The sequence below is a fragment of the Stenotrophomonas sp. STM01 genome (genome assembly GCF_014852135.1).
In the GTDB taxonomy this organism is placed as follows: Bacteria; Pseudomonadota; Gammaproteobacteria; order Xanthomonadales; family Xanthomonadaceae; genus Stenotrophomonas; species Stenotrophomonas capsici.
Window position 1 is genome coordinate 1,683,785 of record NZ_JACVBA010000001.1, and the last position, 18,577, is coordinate 1,702,361.

Annotated in this window: 10 protein-coding genes; 3 read left to right on the forward strand and 7 right to left on the reverse strand. The window is 65.1% G+C overall.

Annotation, left to right across the window (positions count from 1 at the left end; all coding sequences use genetic code 11):
- Positions 1 to 39: 39 nt before the first annotated feature.
- The gene (locus tag IB227_RS07900) at positions 40 to 705 is read right to left on the reverse strand and encodes a hypothetical protein (protein ID WP_192286890.1); all 666 of its coding nucleotides are present in this window, start codon (positions 703 to 705) and stop codon (positions 40 to 42) included.
- 202 nt (positions 706 to 907) lie between these two features.
- Between IB227_RS07900 and IB227_RS07905 the strand changes: the two genes are divergently transcribed.
- The gene (locus tag IB227_RS07905) at positions 908 to 1,309 is read left to right on the forward strand and encodes a hypothetical protein (protein ID WP_132863191.1); all 402 of its coding nucleotides are present in this window, start codon (positions 908 to 910) and stop codon (positions 1,307 to 1,309) included.
- Between the two features lie 43 nt (positions 1,310 to 1,352).
- On the opposite strand, the gene IB227_RS07910 is transcribed toward IB227_RS07905, so the two are convergent.
- The gene (locus IB227_RS07910; protein ID WP_192286891.1) at positions 1,353 to 5,039 is read right to left on the reverse strand and encodes a hypothetical protein; all 3,687 of its coding nucleotides are present in this window, start codon (positions 5,037 to 5,039) and stop codon (positions 1,353 to 1,355) included.
- A complete protein-coding gene (locus tag IB227_RS07915) occupies positions 5,036 to 11,974 on the reverse strand; it encodes a CshA/CshB family fibrillar adhesin-related protein (protein ID WP_225591623.1) in 6,939 nt (2,312 codons plus the stop codon). Before IB227_RS07915 ends, IB227_RS07910 begins: the two co-directional genes overlap by 4 nt.
- A gap of 861 nt (positions 11,975 to 12,835) precedes the next feature.
- On the opposite strand from IB227_RS07915, the gene IB227_RS18675 reads away from it, so the two are divergent.
- Positions 12,836 to 12,991 carry a hypothetical protein gene (locus tag IB227_RS18675; protein WP_343237553.1) on the forward strand — a complete coding sequence of 52 codons (156 nt, stop codon included), beginning with the start codon at positions 12,836 to 12,838 and terminating at the stop codon, positions 12,989 to 12,991.
- Between the two features lie 52 nt (positions 12,992 to 13,043).
- On the forward strand, positions 13,044 to 13,988 hold the full coding sequence (locus IB227_RS07920; RefSeq protein ID WP_192286892.1) for a hypothetical protein: 945 nt from the start codon (positions 13,044 to 13,046) through the stop codon (positions 13,986 to 13,988).
- Positions 13,989 to 14,271: 283 nt separating this feature from the next.
- Here the strand turns inward: IB227_RS07920 and IB227_RS07925 are convergent, their stop codons facing one another.
- The 4 genes from IB227_RS07925 to IB227_RS07940 all read right to left on the reverse strand — a co-directional run bounded on the left by IB227_RS07925 (position 14,272) and on the right by IB227_RS07940 (position 18,435).
- The gene (locus tag IB227_RS07925; RefSeq protein WP_225591624.1) at positions 14,272 to 15,348 is read right to left on the reverse strand and encodes a serine hydrolase domain-containing protein; all 1,077 of its coding nucleotides are present in this window, start codon (positions 15,346 to 15,348) and stop codon (positions 14,272 to 14,274) included.
- A 1,079-nt stretch (positions 15,349 to 16,427) separates the two neighbouring features.
- The gene (locus tag IB227_RS07930) at positions 16,428 to 16,979 is read right to left on the reverse strand and encodes a hypothetical protein (RefSeq protein WP_192286893.1); all 552 of its coding nucleotides are present in this window, start codon (positions 16,977 to 16,979) and stop codon (positions 16,428 to 16,430) included.
- Between the two features lie 138 nt (positions 16,980 to 17,117).
- Entirely contained in the window at positions 17,118 to 17,489 is a 372-nt protein-coding gene (locus tag IB227_RS07935) for a hypothetical protein (RefSeq protein ID WP_192286894.1), read from the reverse strand.
- A 268-nt stretch (positions 17,490 to 17,757) separates the two neighbouring features.
- Positions 17,758 to 18,435 (reverse strand): hypothetical protein, encoded by a 678-nt coding sequence (locus IB227_RS07940; RefSeq protein WP_192286895.1) that lies wholly within the window; start codon positions 18,433 to 18,435, stop codon positions 17,758 to 17,760.
- Positions 18,436 to 18,577: the final 142 nt, after the last annotated feature.

Here is an 18,577-nt window from a genome sequence, read left to right on the forward strand (position 1 = left end):
CCGGCCGCTGCGTTGTGCCTGCTACGCCGGTGCGCGCGGCTACTCGCAGGGCTCGCCGTCCACCTGCAACGACGCCTCGTCCAGCGGACGGTTGCCTTCGATCGACGCCCGCTGCTCGGCGCTCGGTGCGCCCAGCCACCACACCTTGCACCTGGCGACCAGGCGCCCGACCATCTTCGCCTGCGTCGGTGCGTACAGCATGTCCAACGCGGTGGTGCTGCACTGGTGCGCCTGGCAGGCCGAGTAGTACCACCAGACATCGCCGTCCAGCATCAGCGGCTGGCCCGGTGCGCTGGGGCCACTGAGCAGGCGCTCGCGCAGCGGCAGGATCTGCGGGTCGGTCGATTCGGCCGGCGTGGCTTCCTTCATCAGCGCATCAAACGCGGCGAGCACCTTGGCATCCTTGCGTCCGCAGTTGTCCACCGAATTGCCACCCACCAGGGTGAAGAAATAGGTCGCCAGCGGCTGCTGCTCGCAGGTGATCTCCGCCCCGGGGGTTTCCCCTTCCGGTTCGCCTTCGTTGTCCCAGACCGACGGGTCCACGCCATCCTCGACGGACGGTTCGGCGCTCGCGGCGGCAGGGGGCGTGTCCGCAACAGGCGTCGTCGCCGGCGCGGCGGCCGCCTTGCCGCCGTCATCCGGCGCCTTTCCACAGCCTGCCAACATGGCCAGCAACAGCGCCGCCAACACAGTTCGACGTTTCATTCCTTGTCCTGTCAGCAAGTGGTGTTCCCGCCCGGCACCATGGGTAGCACCGGCCAGCCGTGCGATTGTACGGGGCCGTATCCGCGGGCAGCGCGGCCGCTACCGCACCCATGATCTTCACCCCGGCCTGCATCCGCTTTGCTAGCGTGCCCCTACCGCCATGGCACCGTGGCACCGGCACCCCATACCAAGGAAGGCCCCGATGATGAACCGCACCGCATTGCTCGTCCTGGCAGGCAGCCTGCTCGCTGCCCCCTTCGCCGCGCAGGCCGCACCGCCTGCCGCGACCGCCGCGCCTGCGGGCACCGTGCAGCAGGGCACCTTCGCCAGCGAGCAGTTGCAGAAGGACGTGCTGCAACACATGTACGTACTGCTGCGCAACGACGGCTGCCAGGAACTGCTGAACGTCGTGCCCTTCCTGCGCGCGCAGCCGGAAGGCGAGATGGGGTCACGCAACTGGTCGGAGACCTGGGTCTTTGAATGCAGCAACGGCCGCGACGAGATCGACGCCCGTTTCCAGGAAACCCCGCACGACGGCGGTGCCGACTATTCGGTCAGCAGCGCCACGCGGCATACCTTCGGCACACCCGCTGCGACGAAGTAGCGAGGAACGCTCCCGCCCGCCGCGCACCACTGGCGCGGCGGGGTCAGTACTTGCCGACCATGCTCAGGTACCAGCCGCGATGGTCGTAGTCGAAGCGGGTCAGGTCATCGCTGAAGTCGGTGAAGTTGTAGCCCACGCCCACGCGCAGGTTGCGCCCGATGTCGCGGTCCAGGCCCACCAGCCAGCCCTGCCGGCGGCCGCCATCGCGGACGTCGAGCAAGCGGTATTCGAGCAGGCCATGCCACTGGTAGTACAGGTCGTAGCGCAGCTGCGCGGCGCCGAAGCTGGTGGCCGAATCGAACCATGGGCCGGTGCCTCGCCCATACCGTACCTCGCCCTCGCGCCGTGCCAGTTTCGCGGCCACTTCCCAGCGCGGGTCGATCCGGTACACACCCTCCAGCGACAGCACCTGGGTGCGCTGGTCGTAGTCCACGCCATCCACCTGTCCCATCGTGGACAGGTCGTACAGGTAGGTGTAACGCCCGAACACGCCCCAGCGGTCGTTGTCCCAGGGGCGGTAGGCGAAGCCCATGTTGCCCTCGATGAAGCGCGCCCCGGCCACCGGGTTCAGCGCATCGTCGGTGTCGGCGTAGTTCAAGCGCGCCGCGATCCGCCAGCTGTCGTTGAGGCGATGGCTGAGCCGGTTGGTGCTGAGCCACTGCGTGCGCCGCTCGGCACCGGTATCACGCCGCCACTCCAGCTTGCTCTGCCAGTCGGTGTCCGGTGAGGTACGTCCACCGGACAGGCTGACCGCCTTGCGGTCCACTTCCCCGCTGCTGGCGTCGAGCTTGCCGTCGCTGAGGGTGAAGCCCGCGTTCCAGCCCACGGCGGGATAGAAGTCCATGCCGAAGGTATGCGCGAGCCCGGACTCCTGGCCGGACTTCAGGAACTGGCTTTCGTTGAAGACGTTTACCTGGTCGGACAGGCGCCAACGCTGGCCCAGCGTCCACCCATCCTGCGCGTTCGGGCTGAACAACGGGTCGTACTCGCTGCGGTCGGTGGAAAGGGTGTAGCTGCCGTAGAAGCTGTGCTGCGGGCTCAGCTTGTACTCGGCGTTGACCTGCGCGGCGCTGCCGCGATCACCGTCGCTGAACTCGGCGCCCACGCTGGACTGGTTGGCGAAGGTATATGCGCCACCGGCGAGCACCGCGTCGTTGTCGCGGTAGCGGCCATGGTCGTCGTCCACGGTCAGCTGGCCGCCGCCGTACAGGTCCAGCGCGGTGCCGATGCGATGGGTGTAACGCGCTGCGGCCAGCACGCCCGCGGCATCGCCGGCCTGGCGTGTTTCCTGGACGCGCCGCACCTCGGCCGACAGGCGGTCGTTCTCGCCGATGCGCCATTCGACGGTGGCCTGCGCCTGGGTCAGGGATTCGCTGCCACGTCGCGCTTCGCTGTAGCGGGCGTACAGGTTGAAGTCGTCGGTGACGTAGCCGAGCAGCTCCACGCCCTGCTCGCGCACGCGCTGGCCGGTATCGAAACGCCCCACCGAGTACCCGCCATCCACCTGCCGCCACCAGGCGCCAGCGCTCCAGTCGCGCCGGGTCCAGCCCAGCTCGCGCAGGTTGATGCGCCCTTCCACCGCGCTCGCCTCGCCTTCGCGCGGCCCGCCGGGATTGAGCTGGCGGAAGCTCAGGCCGCCATTGTCGGAGAAGAAGACCGGTGTGCTGGTGGCCTCGCTGCGGCTGTGCTCGATCTTCAGGTAGGTACCGCGCCCGGCCTGCAACGTCAGGTCGGCACCGCGCAGGGTGTAATCCTGGCCCGAACGTTGCTCGTCGACATAAGTGGCCCCCAGTGCGACGTGGTCGCCGAACCAATGCTTGCCACGCACGCCGGCGGTGACGTCATCGGCATCGAAACCGGAAGGCACCCATTCGTAGTCGACGATCAGGCGTTGTTCGTAGCCATCCAGCGGCACGTCGCGACTGAGGCGGCGCAGGTTCTCGCGCGTCACCTGGGCCAGTGGCCGGGTCAGCAGGATGCGTCCCTGCAGGGCGTCGATCTCGTAGTCTGCACCACGCACCAGCGACACGCGCTGCTCCACGCGCCCGGTGGTCGGGTCGCGGATCTCCAGCACCACCTGGTCGGAGCCGGCCAGGATGCTGGCATGGCGCAGGTAGTAGAGGCTGCCACCGGTACCGATGAACTCGCTATGGCCCGGGGCCGTTTCCGCCTGCGCACCGAACAGGCGCAGTTCGCTGCGCGCATCGCCCCAGGCATTGGCGCGGCGTGAGCGCCACGACAACGCCGCGCCATACAGCGAGCGCACGTACTGCGCGTACTCGGTGCCGCTCAGTCCGGTGTTGTAGTTGCCCCACAACGCCTGGTTCTTGTCCCAGTCCAGGCGCAGGTAGAAGCGACCCATCGTGTCCACGTCACGCTGGGTCAGCGAGTCGTCGCCGTAGGTGGGGTAGTACAGATCCGGGTCCAGGCTGCGGAACAGGTCCCGCGGGTCGGCATTGGTGAAGCCGGTGAACAGGTCCTTCAGTGGCCTGTTCTGGGTGTCCGCCTGGGCGGTCAGCAGGTAGCGGCCCCGGGTCTTGGACTTCAGGTAGAACGCCAGCCGCCCGTCACTGAGCACGCTGTCGTCGCGGTCACCGCGGGCCAGGTCGCGGCCGGCACCGGATGCCTTGTTCTGGTAGACGGTGATGTCGGCCAGGCCGACCCCGAACAGGTAGCTGCCGCTGACGTCCACCTCCAGCGTGCGCGCGATGGCCGGCGCGTCCTGCCGCTCCACGCGTACGTCGAAGGCATGGTGGCCGATCGGCATCAGGTATTCGGCGGCGAACTTGCGGTCCTGGTCCAGCGGGTAGCTCTCGCCGTTGATCTTCAGCGACGCACCCAGCGGGAGGTCGCGCCCGCGCAGGCGCACGCGCGCGCCGTACACGGGGATGTTCTGCTGGCGAAGCCCGTTGCCGTCGAACACCTGCTCCAGCAGGGACAGCGAGGCAGCCTGGTCCGCATCCACCGCGCTGCCACGGCGGTCCTCCAGTGCGTCCCGCAGTTGCTGGTTGCCACGCTCCACTTCGGCCGGCGTCACCAGCTGGATGGACTGCGCCGAGGTTTCATCCACGTTTCCTTCGGCGTCATACGCGCGCAGCACGTACACCAGCCGGTCACCACGACGCAGCGGCACGTCCTCCGGCAAGGCGCCGTCCCAGCTGTGTTGCCCCACCGCGGCCACCGGCAGGTCGAACTGCGCCAGCGGCGCCACGCGGTCGCTGTCACTGCCGCGGTAGAGGCTGACTTCGAAGCGGGTGATGAAGGCGGTGTAGTTGCCACGGACGAAGAAGTCCACCGGGCGCGTGATGCGCCCGTTGTCGAAGGCCACCATCGAAGGGGCCGAGACCGAGAGCTCCGGCAGGCCCTTCGCCGGGTCTTCGGTGGCCCAGATCGCCCCGCCCTCGGGCAGGCGGATCAGGAAGTTGCCGGTGACCGTGGCCTTGCCCGGCGCATCCAGCGCGAGGCTGACGCGGCGGTCCGGCTGCAGCACCTGCGACGAGGACCGGGCCGAGGTGCCCTCGGTGACCGGCTCGTCATAGCTGCGCGAGCGCAGGGTGAACAGCAGCGCGCCGTCGGCGCTGCATTGGCTGGCATCGCAATCCATGCGCGTGGCTGCGTCGGAGGCCTCCGTCGGCGGTGCGGCCTGGGCGGTGCCGGCAAGGCACAGCAGCAGCGCCTGGCACAGAACGATGCGGCGGGGGCGACGGGAGGCAACGTGACGTGTGCTCATTGGCGTGCCTCCTGTTGGCGCGCCGCTTCCCGGATGGCGGCGCTCTCCTCGTTGCGGACACGGATGCGCTGCTGCACCGCCGGGCTGAGCAGGCCGCGCAGGGCCTCGAACACCGCCGCGGCGCGGCGCAATCCCAGTGCCTGGTTGTAGGCATGGCTGCCGCGCACATCGGTATGGCCAACCAGGCTCACCTGGCCGCCCCCCATCGCTTCCAGCCGTGCCGCGATGCTCGCCAGCAGCGGCTTGAACTCGTCACGGATGCGCGACTTGTCGGTATCGAACAGCACGTTGCCAAGCAGCGCGCCCTGGGCATCGACGCCGGCAACCAGCGAATGCGGATCGCTGACATCGGTGCGCAGCTGCACCGTCAGGCCCGCGCGCGCGGCCTCGGCCACCTCGGCCTGCAGGGCATCGCGCACCACCGTGGCGCGACGGAAGGCCAGGTCCTGGTTCTCGCCATTGGCCAGGATCACCACGTCGCCGCCCAGGTAGCGATCCACGGTCGCGGCGATCTTCGCCAGCACCGGCCGGTAGGCGTCATGCAGTTCGCTGCTGCCCGGTGCGAACAACACCTCGCCCAGCACCAGCTCGGCCCGCTCGTCCGGTGCCTGCGGCGACGGCGGCAGGCGCACGCCGAAGCTGAAGCGCGTCGGCACGCCCTGCGTCACCCGGCGCAGCAACGGGTTCTCGGTGGTCAGCACCGCCCCGCTGGGCACCGTGGCCGGGTCCAGCTTGATGATGAAGTTGCGGCCAAGGCGCGCGTCGCCACCGTGCACGTCGGCCAGGTGATAGCGACCGAAGGGGTCGGTCTCGACCAGCAGGCCCTCGACCGTGGCCAGCCGCACACCCGGGATGCCCTGCTCCTGGATGCCGGTGTTGCCGATCACGTAGGCCACCTCATAGCCCTCGGCGACGGCGGACACTTCGCGCCGCACCGCCGGCTCGGCGGCGGTCAATCCCTTGGCGGCGTCGCCGCTGCGCAGCAGGGTCGGCTTGCCCGCCGCATCAAGCTGCAGGCGCTGGCCCTGCCTGCTGTCGAGCACGAAGTCATCGGTGAAGGCGAGTTCGCGCAGGCGCTGCCGCACGACCACCTGATTGGCCTCGGCCGGCTCGGCGGTGGAACCGCGTCCGTGGACCGTGCCGATCTCCAACCCATGCAGCAGCGGCGCACTGGCATCGGCCACCGCCTGCGGGCCCTGCCCGCGATCGATGGTGGTCGAGCCCGGCACGTAGGCCGAGGCGGCGAAACCGCCCTGCACCGTCACCCCGGTCAGTTCGGCACTGTCCTGCCAGCCATCACCGTCGCGGTCGTCGAACACGGTGCCGAACACGAGGCTGTCCTCCAGCAGCGGATCGGTATCCAGCTGCACTTCGGCCGTGGCGATGTTGGATACCGCAGTGCCGTCGGGGGTGGTCGCCACCGCATGGTTGACGTGGCTGCCGGGGCGCACGCCCGCGCCCACCCGCAGCAGGTAGGTGATGGTCGCGTTGCGTCCCACCGCGATGTCCACCGCGGCGATGCGCAGCGGGTTCTGGCTGCTGGCCAGCGCGAAGGCGCCATCATCGTCGGCCACGCGCATCGAGCCATCGACATAGCTGAAACCGGTCGGCGGGGTGTCCACCACCACGCCGTCGCGCCAGTCGCTACCCCCCACGTTCTCCACCACCAGCTGGTAGCGCACCAGGTCACCGACCTTCACCCGGCGCGGGTTGGCGCTCTTGGTGATGCGCAAGGCGAAGTCGGACACCACCTTGTGTTCGGTTTCGCAGCTGCCGCATTCCGGCGGCTGGCCACCGTCGGGGTACTCGCCCCGCAGGCGGTTGCGCACCGTGGCGAATGCCTTCTCGTTGACCGTGGCGGTGTAGGTGAACACATGCTGCCCGGGCGTGGTGCCCGCCGGCAGCGTGCAGACCACGTCCGCGCCCTGCTGCACGCAACCGCTGGGCAATGCGTCCAGGGTCAGGCCCGGGTCGGGCGTGTCCAGCAGCTGCAGTGGCTGCCGCAGCGCGGCGTTCTCGATCGTCGCCGACAGGGTGTAGCGCAGGCGGTCACCGGGGCGTACCTCGCTGCCGCTGGCCGGGTCCGCCTGCTTGGCCAACACCACGCGCGGCTCGGCCAGCGGATGCTCGGTGCTGCAGGTGGTGCAGGTCGGCGGGGTGCCACCACCGCCCTGCCCGACCACCACGTTGCCGATGGTGCCACGCGCATCGGCGGCGACATGCGCCTGGTAGGTGATGCTGTAGCTACCCGGGGCGGTGCCGGCGGGCAGCGTGCAGACCAGGCTGGCACTGCAGCTGAACGCGCCGGCGGCAGTGACCGCGTCGAACACCAACCCGGCGCCAAGCGTGTCGTCCAGGCGCACCGGCTGGCTGGTCGAGGCGTTGAGCACGTCCACCGTCAGGGTGTAGCTGATGCTGTCACCGGCCTTCACTTCGGTACCCGCGGCCGGCACCGAACGCTTGCCCACCTGCACCTCGGTGGCGCGCAGGGTGTGACCGGTGCTGCAGTCGGCGCTGCAGCTCGGGTTGTCGTTGCCGGTCGCCAGCACCGTGTTGCGTACGCTGCCACTGGCCTGGGCATTGACCCTGGCCTGGTAGGCGACCGGATAGGTCCCCGGCACGGTCCCGGCCGGCAGGGTGCAGACCAGCGGGTTGGCCGCGTTGCAGGTGAACGCGCCGGGCTGGGTCACCGCGACCAGGTCCAGGCCGACGCCCAGGGTGTCGGTCAGGGTGACCACGTCACTCGTCCGCGAATCGCTGACGACCACCTCGACGCGGTAGTCGACCGTGTCCCCCACGCGCACCGGCGAGGCCGTGCCCGTGGTCTTGTGGTAGCTCACCGATGCCGCACGCACCGGCGTGGTGGTGCTGCAGTTTGCGGTGCACGGCAAGGTGCCCGTGCCGGTGCCGGTCACCGCGTTGGTGACCGCTCCCTGCGCCTGCGCGTTGACCAGGGTGGTGTACTCCAGCGCGTAGGTTCCCGGCACGGTGCCGGCGGGCAAGGTGCACACCAGCGGATTGGCGGCATTGCAACTGAAGCTGCCTGCGGAGCTGACCGCTTCGAAATCCAGCCCCGTGCCCAGGGTGTCGGTCAGGGTGAACACCGCCGTGGTGCGCGAGTTGCGGATGATCGCCGTCAGCGTATAGGTGATGCGGTCACCCACCGACACCGGACCGGCCGGCGTGGATGCCTTGTGGTACTCGATCTCGGCAGCGTTCACCGGCGTGGTGGTATCGCAGTTCGCGGTGCAGGACGGGTTGTCGCCACCGCTGCCGAGCACCGCGTTGGTCACCTGCCCGCTCGCCTGCCCATTGACGGTGGCGGTGTAGCTCAGGCTGTAGCTTCCCGGCGCGGTGCCGGCCGGCAGGGTACACACCAGCGGGTTGCCGGGCGTGCAGGCGTAAGCACCGGCACTGGTGACGCTGCCGAAGTCCAGCCCGGCCCCGAGCGTATCGGTCAGGGTTACCACGTCGCTCGTCTGCGAGTTGGTCACCACGGTGGTCAGGGTGTAGGTCAGCACGTCCCCCACCGATACCGGGCCGGCGGTGTTGACCGACTTGGCGTAGCTCACGCCCGGCGTCGCCACCGGCGTGGTGGTGTCGCAGCTGCCCGCGCAGGAGGGCGTGTCCGGCCCGGTGCCGGTCACCGCATTGCGTACCTGACCGCTGGCCTGGGCATTGACGACGGTGGTGTAGGTCAGGCTGTAGGTGCCCGGTACGGTGCCCGCAGGCAATGTGCATATCAGCGGGTTGCCCGTATTGCAGGTGAAGATGCCCGGGCTGGTGACCGCCACGAAGTCCAGGCCGGTGCCCAGCGTGTCGGTCAGGATCTCCAGGCCGGTGGTGCGCGCATTGAGCACCGTGACCTGCAGCGTGTAGGCGATGCTGTCGCCCACCACCACCGGCCCGCCGGTGGATGCCTGCTTGTTGTAGCGCACCAGCGGATTGGCCACCGGCGTGACCACCTCGCAGTTGCCACAGGCAGGATTGTCCGGGCCCGTGGGCACCACGCCGTTCTTCACCGAACCACTGGCCTGGTCGTTGACGACCGCGGTGTAGGTGAGCGGGTAGCTGCCGGCCGGGCTGCCGGCGGGCAGCGTGCACACCAACGGGTTGGAAGCACCGCAACTGAAGGCGCCCGCGCTGGTGACGCTGCCGAAGTCCAGGCCGGTGCCCAGCGTGTCGGTCAGGGTGACCACGCCGGTGGTACTGGCATCGGCGACCACCAGCGCCACGGTGTAGGTGATGGTGTCACCCACCACCACAGGCCCGCCGGTAGCGCTGGACTTGGACACGGTGATGCGCGGCGCGCCCACCGGCGTGGTGGTGTCGCAATTGCCGGGGCAGGTGGGGGTGTCGGGCCCCGTGGGCACCACGGCGTTGCGCACCTGGCCGCTGGCCTGGGCATTGACGGTGGCGGTGTAGGACACGCTGTAGCTGCCCGGCACGGTGCCCGACGGCAGCGTGCATGCCAGCGGGTTGCCGGCCGTGCAGTTGAACGCACCGGCGTTGGTGATGCTGCCGAAATCCAGGCCGGTGCCGAGGGTGTCGGTCAACGTGACGATGCCGGTGGTACGGGCGTTGGCCACCACGACGGTCAGCGTGTAACCAACGCTGTCCCCCACCACCACCGGCCCGGCAGTGGTGCTGGCCTTGGATACGGTGACCCGCGGCGGTGACACCGGCGTGGTGGTCGTGCAGGTGCCGGAACAGGTAGGCGTCTCGTTGCCACTGCCGACAACGGTGTTGACCACCTGGCCGCTGGCCTGTGCGTTGACCACCGCGCTGTAGATCAGGTTGTAGGTGCCGATTGCCGTGCCGGCCGGCAGCTCGCACGCCAACGGATTACCCGCGGTGCAGTTGAACACGCCAGGGCTGGTGACGCTGCCGAAATCCAGGCCGGTGCCCAGGGTATCGGTAAAGGTCACGGTGTCGCGGGTGGCACTGTCCTCGACGGTCACCGTCAGCGTGTAGCTGATGGTGTCGCCGACGTTCACCGGCCCGGCTGTGTTGGCCTGTTTGCCGTACCGCACGCGCGCGGCCGGCACGGTCACCGGGTTCTGGGTGCAGTGGTCGGCATCGGTACAGCTCGTGCCGGGTTCCGGGGTCACGCCCGTATTGAAGGGATCGTGCCCGCCCCCCACGCTGGCATGGTTGACCAGCGTGCCGACGGCGGTGGACAGCACCGTGACCGGCAGTTCGATGGAACTGCTTGAACCCGGGCTTCCCGCGGCGGCCAGCACCTGGTTCGAAGTACAGGTCACGCGCTGCCCGCTGGCCGTGCAGCTCCAGCCGTTGTTTGTATGCGCACCGCTCCATCCGGGAGCGATGCCCGCCGGCAGCTCGTCCAGCACGGTGATGGTGCCGGGCTGCACGGTCGGCGGATTGCCGGTGGCCACATCGGACGTATTGCTGACCGTCAGCGTGTACGTGGTGCCGGGCTCTCCGTAGTTCCAGCTGCCGTCGCCGCTGTTGTTGCTCTTGGTGATGCGCAACGCCGGTGCGGTGATGGTGATCCGGTGATCCTCCACTTCGCCATCATCGGCCACCCCGATCGGTTGCTGGATCTCCGCGGGGTCGGTGGCATAGCGCAGGCGAACGTAGCTGGTCCCGGCCACCACCGTCGCCGGCACGGTCCAGCTCAGCGCGGCGCTGCCGCCGCTGCAGGCTGCGGTATTGCTGCGCTCGCCGTCGTCGAACTGGCCATTGCGGTTGAAGTCGATCCACCCGGCCACGCGGCCGTTGCCCACGCACGCGACCGGCTGGCTCACCACCGTGCCGGCCTGCATGACGGTCAGCCGGTAGTTGGCCGGCCAGGCATTCTCCTCGTTCGGGTTGCCGGCCGGGAAGTCATCATCGCCACGTGCATCGTCGCTGTAGCTGCTGCGCTGCTCGGTATCCGGGCCCATGCTGCCGAGGTAGTCCACGACCGGTGGCGCCAGGCCACCGGGCGTATAGCCGTCCGTATTGATGTCCAGGTTGGCGGCATTGGCGGGGATGTTGTCGTTGCGGAACTGCAGGTCATCCACCACATGCATCGCATCGCCGTAGCTTTCCGGTGCATCGCCAAAATCCGCGTAAGGCACCAGCAGGCCGATGGCGATGGCGGTGGTACCGCCGCCGCGGAACTCGAAGTCCATGCCCACCGCAAGGTTGCCGGGCGCGTAGGCGGCATTGTCGAAGCTGAGGAACGTCACCGCCGCAGTGTTGTTATCGTTGCCCGGCCCGAAGCGGATCACCTCCTCGGCACCGTTGAGCGACTTGGTGACGCGATACGCGCCCGCGCCGACGTTCTTGCGCATCTCCACCACGTTCCAGGTGCCGTTGGCCGTGGCCTGGACGTACTCGACGCCGGTATTGATCGATTCCGCATCCGCCATCACCACGCCACGCAGGCGATAGGGCGCGCCGCCCAAGGTCGACTCGCAGTTGATGCGGAAATTGGCCACGCCGGCACTGCCGGAAATGCCCGCGATCAGCTGGTTGGCGTTGCCGGCTCCCCCGATGTTGTACAGGTCATCCAGGCTGTCACCGGAGAACGCACCGGGGCGATAGCTGCTGAGTGGGACGCCCGAGGCGTTGGCCAATGTACAGGTCACCTCCAGATTGAAGCCGGACGCTACCGCCATCGAGATCGACGAGGCACTGCCATTGCCCAGCGGTACGCCCGGCGTGCCGCGATCGGTATCGCCCCAGGTCAACCACAGCACCGTATTGCGATAGGGACTTGAGCCCCCGGTGGCGTACGCCGCGGCCCAGGCGGTGGACGGCATCGCGAAACAGAGCGCCAGCACCAGCAGCCCCGCTACACGCCAGGCCAACGCCAGGCACGGACTCACACGGGTGGATCGAACGTTGAAGCCGCGCGACCGGGCGCGCGGTGCCATCGACTGCCACATGCTGTCATCCCCTTCTTCACCCCTCTCGAGGCGCATTCGCCAACTCGATTGAGACAGACCCCGTTTGAGACAGACTGCTTTGACGCATCAATGCTGGCGCGTGTGGCACTCCCCTTGAGCCCACGCTTGAATGAACAACTCCGTTCCGTCCGATGCCGAACCCGCACGACACCCGGCGCCCTGAAGCGCCACGCCCGTGCATGGCCTTGCAGAACTCCCCGATCACCCGCAGCGGTGATTTCAGTCGGCCACGGCGGCGATTTATCCATACCGCCGTGGCACATGGATACACACTTTCGGCAAGGGCGTCGTGAAGAACCAACTTCACCGCCGATACGGGATACATGCCGCAAAACCGGCTGAAACAGGCATCGCCGGCGTTGATGCGAATTCATGAATTGCAGAACGCCGACTCTCCTCCGGCCGGCATCACGCCGCCATCACATCGCCCAACGCGACAGCCACGTTGGTCGACGGCTCGCCGCTGTTTCATTCGCAGAGGCAGCGCCCCATCGAGCAGTGCAATCCGAAAAGCCGAAGTGGAGTCCTGCTCCAAATGGGACGCGGACTATGTCCCAGCGCTGTTCGGGACTGCCTTGCTTTCGAAGGCACGCGCTACAACGAATAGAAGAAGCACGACAGTTTGGAAGCACCCGAGATGCTCCGGCTGCGGGAGCATGCGCAAGGGGACCGTAAGCAATCTATCGGCTGCAGAGTTGCGCCGGGACAAAGTGATGCTGCAGAACGTCCTCCAGAATGGCTTGGACACCGGAGCCTCGTGGCCCGGATCAATGTCGATGCAACCTGCAGGAGACGCACATGGAAACCCGGCAGTGCCGCGTCATCTGAGGCCATACCAGCGAGTACCCCAATCCGATCTCTTTCACCAAGGGCGCACTGCTCGTAGTAGGCGAAAGGCATGAAGGTCCTGAAGGCTGGGACAACTGGCTGCTCTGCGACACGCAGGGGCAGGAAGGGGTTGGGTTCCGCTCGCGAACCTCAGTGAAGGAAGCCAGTAAGCCTCCCCTGCCCAGCATCCGCTGCTTTCCCTAAACTCGGGTCAGCATGCAGCATTTCTGTTGCTTGCCAATGCTGGAGGCATTGAATGGGGCGGCACACATACAAGATCCTGGCAGCGCTGCTGCTTCTGGCCGGCGGCAGTACATACCTGTGGGTTCGGCAAGGGGACGGATCGAATCGGCCCGCGCCATCGCAGGCTGTGTCGGTCGAGTCGGAGCAATCGAGCGACGCCAGCGGCATCGCTGAGCAACCCGGCGGACTGGCGCATCATTGGGAGGCAACGCGCGCCAGCGGCGATGTGGACGCCATCGTTCTTGCGTTCAAACAAGCCAATGACTGCCTTCTCTACCATGCCGCAGTGAATGGCATGCGCTCCATGCTGGAGGATGAAAGGCGGGGAGACCTGTCGAACGAAACCGTGGAAACCCTGCGCATGATGGACGCGGAGAGCGCCAGATATGCCTTCGTGGTCGAGCGGCTGGAAGGGTTCTGCAAGGGTTCCGACAAGAGGCAGTTGGCCCGGGTGCTATCCAATGCCCTCTTCGAAGCGGCCGTCAGGGGTAACCCGGACGCACAGACCTGCTTCCTCCTGATAGGACCTACGCCCTGGCTGGGGAGCAGGCTGATCACGGAAGAAGCCGCAGAGATCGAACGTCATATCCAGCACACTTCCGGATTTACACAACAGGCCTTGCAGCGGGCGGACCCGCGCGTATCCGTGCAAGCCCTCCACAGATACATGAATACACCCAACGGGCATGCCTCATGGACGGACACGGTGCCAATGCCAGACCCGGTACTGACGTGGCGCGGCGCCCGTCTGGCAGCGCTGCGGGCCCTGCCCGACCAACGCGCCGACGTGGAATCCCTGCTTGCATTGTTCGTCAAGGCAGGCGCGCTCTCACCTGCCGACATTCAAAGCGCCGACCGCTGGGCGCAGGACACGTTCGAAAGGCAGTTTCGTGGGGAGGGTGCCATCAACGTGTACTCCGCTGTGCCGTGCTACTCGTCGCCGGAGCTGGCGCCCTAGCTTTCACTGCGAAAGAGCAAACCGCCAGTTAGGGCGCTGCAGTACGGGCCAAGATTGCCTCCCCTCCTCCTCTCCTGGCCAGACCAGGCCGTCGAAGTGTCCGCAAAAGAACGTTCGACCAAGAAGAGGATTTCGGTCAGGATTCGAATCGCTGAATGGCGCCAGCGCAGTCCAACAAGAAAGGCGCATTGCCGAAAGCCGGCCGTGACCCCAGTTTCTCCGACGTCCCTTTCGATGATGGAACGTCACCGCTGCGTCGCGCCGAGCCGCCCTGCGCAGGGTGCTACTTCAGCGCCGGCGCCTGGAACGTGCCGCCGTAAACGATCCCGACGATAGTTTCGAGGAAGGCATTGGTCGGAATCCGCTCCCCATTCGTGGAGTAGGCAATGGCGGTACCGTCCTGCGGGTTGTAAATGACCCGGGAATGCGCACCGATGACATCACCGCCGTGCCCGAGGAACATATTCTCCCCGTACGCGAACTCTGCCAGCCCCATCCCCCAGCCCTTGCCCGGCGCCGGCGCCATCAACGCCAACGTCTCCTTCCGCACGAGCTCGCCGTTGAACAGGGCGACGATCAGCCGGTTGAGGTCGCTGGGGGTGCTGGCGATGTCGCCAACCCCGACGACATTGTTGAAGTCCACTTCCTTGATCTCGCCCCACGCGCCATCGGCGAACGCATAGGACCTGAAGGTATCGGTGTGGTTGGCCTTCACCGAGGCGAAATGCGCAAGGTGCAACGGCCGTGCGATCTCCTGCTCGACGATCTCGTGGTACGGCCGCCCGTAGGTGTCCTCCACGATCATCCGCAACAGGTAGTAGGCGGAGTTGGAGTAGGCCACGCGCGTGCCAGGGGCGAAGGCCACGCCCTGCCGCCTGATCTCCGCCAGGATCGCCGGCGGCTCCAGCGCATCCACGATCCAGACCGTACCGTCCTTGATCGCGAAATTACCCAGGCCGCTGGAATGCGCCAGCATCTGCCGGACGCTGATCTGCGCCGCTGCGGGCATCTCCGGATGAAAATCGGACAGCGTGTCATCCAGTCCCAGCCGCCCCTGTTCAATCAGCTTGAATGCAAGAATGGCCGTGACCATCTTGGTGACCGAGGCGATCTGGTAACGGGTGTCCACATCCGCCTGCACGCCGGGCAGATATTTCTGGCCGAAGCGCCGCTGATAGACCTCGCGCCCGCCACGGAAGATGGAAACGCTGCCCAGCCCACCATTGCCGTTCTCCACCTGGTCGAGGTAATCGTCCAGCACGGCCGCGTGTATCCCCTGCGGCGACGCCTCCGCCGAGCGTCCCACCGAGGGGAGCATCAAGACAGGAAGGAGCAACAACCCAACCACCCACTTCTTCATGGCGCTCGCCGCGATCTTCGGGAGGCGAAAGTCTAGATCAAGTTGACGAGGAGTCGGTGTCACCATCAGGCTGCGATTCGTGCTACTGATCTACTGCTCCCTGATCTTTCACAACGGGAAAGGATCAGAGCAGAAACCCGCCTCTTACCCACGTTTTGGCCTGAGCTTGAGCCACCGAGTACCAACAACCCGAAGAATGACGACAGAAAATCGCCATGAATCACACACGCCTTCTGGGACGGAAACTCGACTCTGACCCCTGTTATCCCATATTGACGCAGCAAATTCGCGATAAAATTTCGCGAAATAGAGATATTGTATTGCTTGCGGAAAGCCCTGGGGCCGTCATTTTTCCATTCTGGTGATCTGATATGCGATTATTTGCAATACTAATTTTGATGGTTATGGGGAGTTCGCTCGCGCAAGCTAGTGATGAGGCGAGTTCTACACCCATGAGAGACAGACCATCTGTCCGGATGGTTGGCAATTCTGCAAAGCTTAATGTCGTAGTTAACATTGTAACCGAGCTGGTCAGTGGCCGCGATCCACGTCTGCCAATGTGTGCTGGCACTACGCATCCGTGTCGTGGAGTTGAACACCTTCAGATAACAGTAAATGACCGCAATCTGCTTGTTCCGGTTTCTGCATTTCTTGATATTAGCGATTTGAGGGAAGGGATAATTACCTTCTCGGGAAATGAGGCGACTCTATCTCTAAAAGGGGGCGATGCCTCGGAGAGTTACCTCGTCAACATACGATTCAACGAGAACCGGGTACTTACAAGGGCGTTGTTCAGCATGCTTACTCCTGATGAGCCTCTACAAGAAACTACGTATCATGAGGTCGTTATTGATTGAAATGTCACTTGCCCGCAAACTCGACCGAAGTGCTCTTAGAGGTCTCGGAAAAACTGGGATCAGAGCCGGGTTCCCGAAAGGGCGGAGCAGAGGGCCAATCCAGAGCACTGCTTCCAGCAGGTTGTGGAGGGAAACTAGACTCTGCCCCTGTTTTTGGACCCCTGTTTTCTGAAGAAAGCGGTAATGTGACCACCTCCCAGCTTTCCCCAGCTCTCATGCTACCTACCTCGATGCATTACGCGCCGCAACTTTCACTTCGGCATCGGCCAATGACGGCACGCCCAGCGCAGCTCTATCAGCATCCGTGACTGCCCCTGACTCTACCTGATAGATCTCCCAACGACCCGATCTACCAAGCACGGATTGAGTGCCATACCACTGAGGCCTTCCCAAACGCATCATCAGCCTGTCCCAAGAAGCTGCCCTGAGCCATTTCGCACCACTATGGCTGGGATCAATGGTCGACGAGACGATAGCCAGCGCGTGAGCAAGGCGAACATCTTCTATCTCGCGCCCATGTTGAAGGACCAGTGCCGCATTGAAGTAGTCCCAAGCGGTGGATAGGCCACCCGCTTCTACGATCTCCAAGACCCTATCCCGCCTTACCTTGTCGCGTTTCATTCGATCGAGAACCGCGTCGCGTGATTCAAGATTCTCGACACCCTGCCTATCTGCTTGATCGGCACTTTTGAGGGCGCGAAGTTCAGGGTTGTCACCTCCAATGGCAATGAATGGCGCGCCACACAGAAGCAAGAACAAAAGGAATCTCTTCAATGACGACCACCGGATTTGAATCCCAAGCCTCATCCTAGAGCCTGCCTGACCGCCGTTGGGCAACGGGGGCAAAATAATGTTTCACGAGAGACCGAAGATTCGGCGCTGCCCCCTGTCTTGGCGCCGTGGCACTTCAGCTCACAGCCCCAGCCAATCGAGCACCGTCCCAAACAGCGACATCGGCATTTTGCAGAGGATGTAGTCGTTCCCGCCGAACCAGTTACAAGCGAACCATCCGAACGGTGTCATCAACAAGGCGATCAGTAGAACATCGATCAGCCAGTTGAACGCCCGTCGGCGCCGGAGCTGCACCACGAAATCAACGGTGAAACCCAGCAACATCACCAGCGTCATTGCACCCAGCAGCACAGCAATTCCAAGCGCACTATCCCCGCGATGTGCCTGACCGGCCATTTGCACCGCCGACCAACGCGAAAACAGATACAACGCCAGCAACGGCAGAAAGAACACGAGAACCCTCACGATCACCGACCAGGGATAGCGGCTCATGGCGGGGTTCCGTTGGCATCCATCATGTTTCAGTTCTCCCAAGTGAGGCTGGAAAAAGCAGCGTTGTCCCGATCATCGCAGACATTCGGCGTCCTGCTGAACTCAGAGCTGATCGTGTTCTGCCCCCTGCATCCAGGAATCCGGTCACGGCATCCACTCACCTTCCCCGAGCACTGCTTCAAGCAGGTTTTTGAGGCGGAAAATCGACTCTGAGCCCCATTTTCCTCTTACTCGAATCTGCCCCTGCTTTCGACACCCTTCTTCGACGTCAGACCGTCGCTTTCCGTTTCTCCGCCTCGAGCAGCAGCGCTTGGTAGAGCTGCAGGCGGATACGCATCAAGGTGGCAACGGCCACGATGACGTACAGCACAATCAGGAACACGCCAAGAATGACCTGCCACGTAGGCATGGCCAGCAGGTTTTTCCATTGGCGAATAAAAAGGAACAGGGACGCAAGGACCGGTAGCATGCCGAGTCTTTCAATACCACCGGCAAGAAAGCCAACCTTCGCAGTCAGTTGACCCAGATGCAGACGGACGACGCATTCAGCCCTGATCAGCTCTGAGGCCGAAAACCCTGCCAGCCAATCCAGCGTGTGATCAAAGTACGTGCGATCGTGATCAAGTTGCTGCGCTTGCTCCCTCCGCCAGTGCCAGAACTGCAAACCCATTACGCCGCAGTTCCTGATAATGCTGGGAAGCCCGGCGATGTAAAGAATGATCAGCCCGCTCTTCGCGACGTAGACCATCCACTGCGCCGGCCCCATCCACTTCGCCAGGAAGTACGGCGCCAATCCGAGCACTGCCCCGACAAACGCAACGATGTGCAATGCCTTCAACCATCGCGGCGCATTCAATGCACCCACAGGCCCATCCGGCACATCGCGCAAGCGCTGGTCCAACGCGGCGAACGACAGTCCCTGTCTACGATCAGCGTTCATCTTCATCCCCTTTCCTGATGCGCTCCATCTTATCGACATCAGGTCGGATTCGTGTTCTCCAGCCGCTGCTTTCTGCTCTTTCGCAATAGAAAAGGGCCAGAGCAAAAACTCGACTCTGACCCCTGCCTTTCCCCTGCTTTTCGTGCTT

Coding starts and splice junctions, on each gene's coding strand:
- IB227_RS07900 (WP_192286890.1), bottom strand. CDS start 705: ATGAAACGTCGAACTGTGTTGGCGGCGCTGTTGCTGGCCATGTTGGCA.
- IB227_RS07905 (WP_132863191.1), top strand. CDS start 908: ATGATGAACCGCACCGCATTGCTCGTCCTGGCAGGCAGCCTGCTCGCT.
- IB227_RS07915 (WP_225591623.1), bottom strand. CDS start 11,974: ATGCGCCTCGAGAGGGGTGAAGAAGGGGATGACAGCATGTGGCAGTCG.
- IB227_RS07910 (WP_192286891.1), bottom strand. CDS start 5,039: ATGAGCACACGTCACGTTGCCTCCCGTCGCCCCCGCCGCATCGTTCTG.
- IB227_RS07925 (WP_225591624.1), bottom strand. CDS start 15,348: ATGAAGAAGTGGGTGGTTGGGTTGTTGCTCCTTCCTGTCTTGATGCTC.
- IB227_RS07920 (WP_192286892.1), top strand. CDS start 13,044: ATGGGGCGGCACACATACAAGATCCTGGCAGCGCTGCTGCTTCTGGCC.
- IB227_RS07940 (WP_192286895.1), bottom strand. CDS start 18,435: ATGAAGATGAACGCTGATCGTAGACAGGGACTGTCGTTCGCCGCGTTG.
- IB227_RS07935 (WP_192286894.1), bottom strand. CDS start 17,489: ATGAGCCGCTATCCCTGGTCGGTGATCGTGAGGGTTCTCGTGTTCTTT.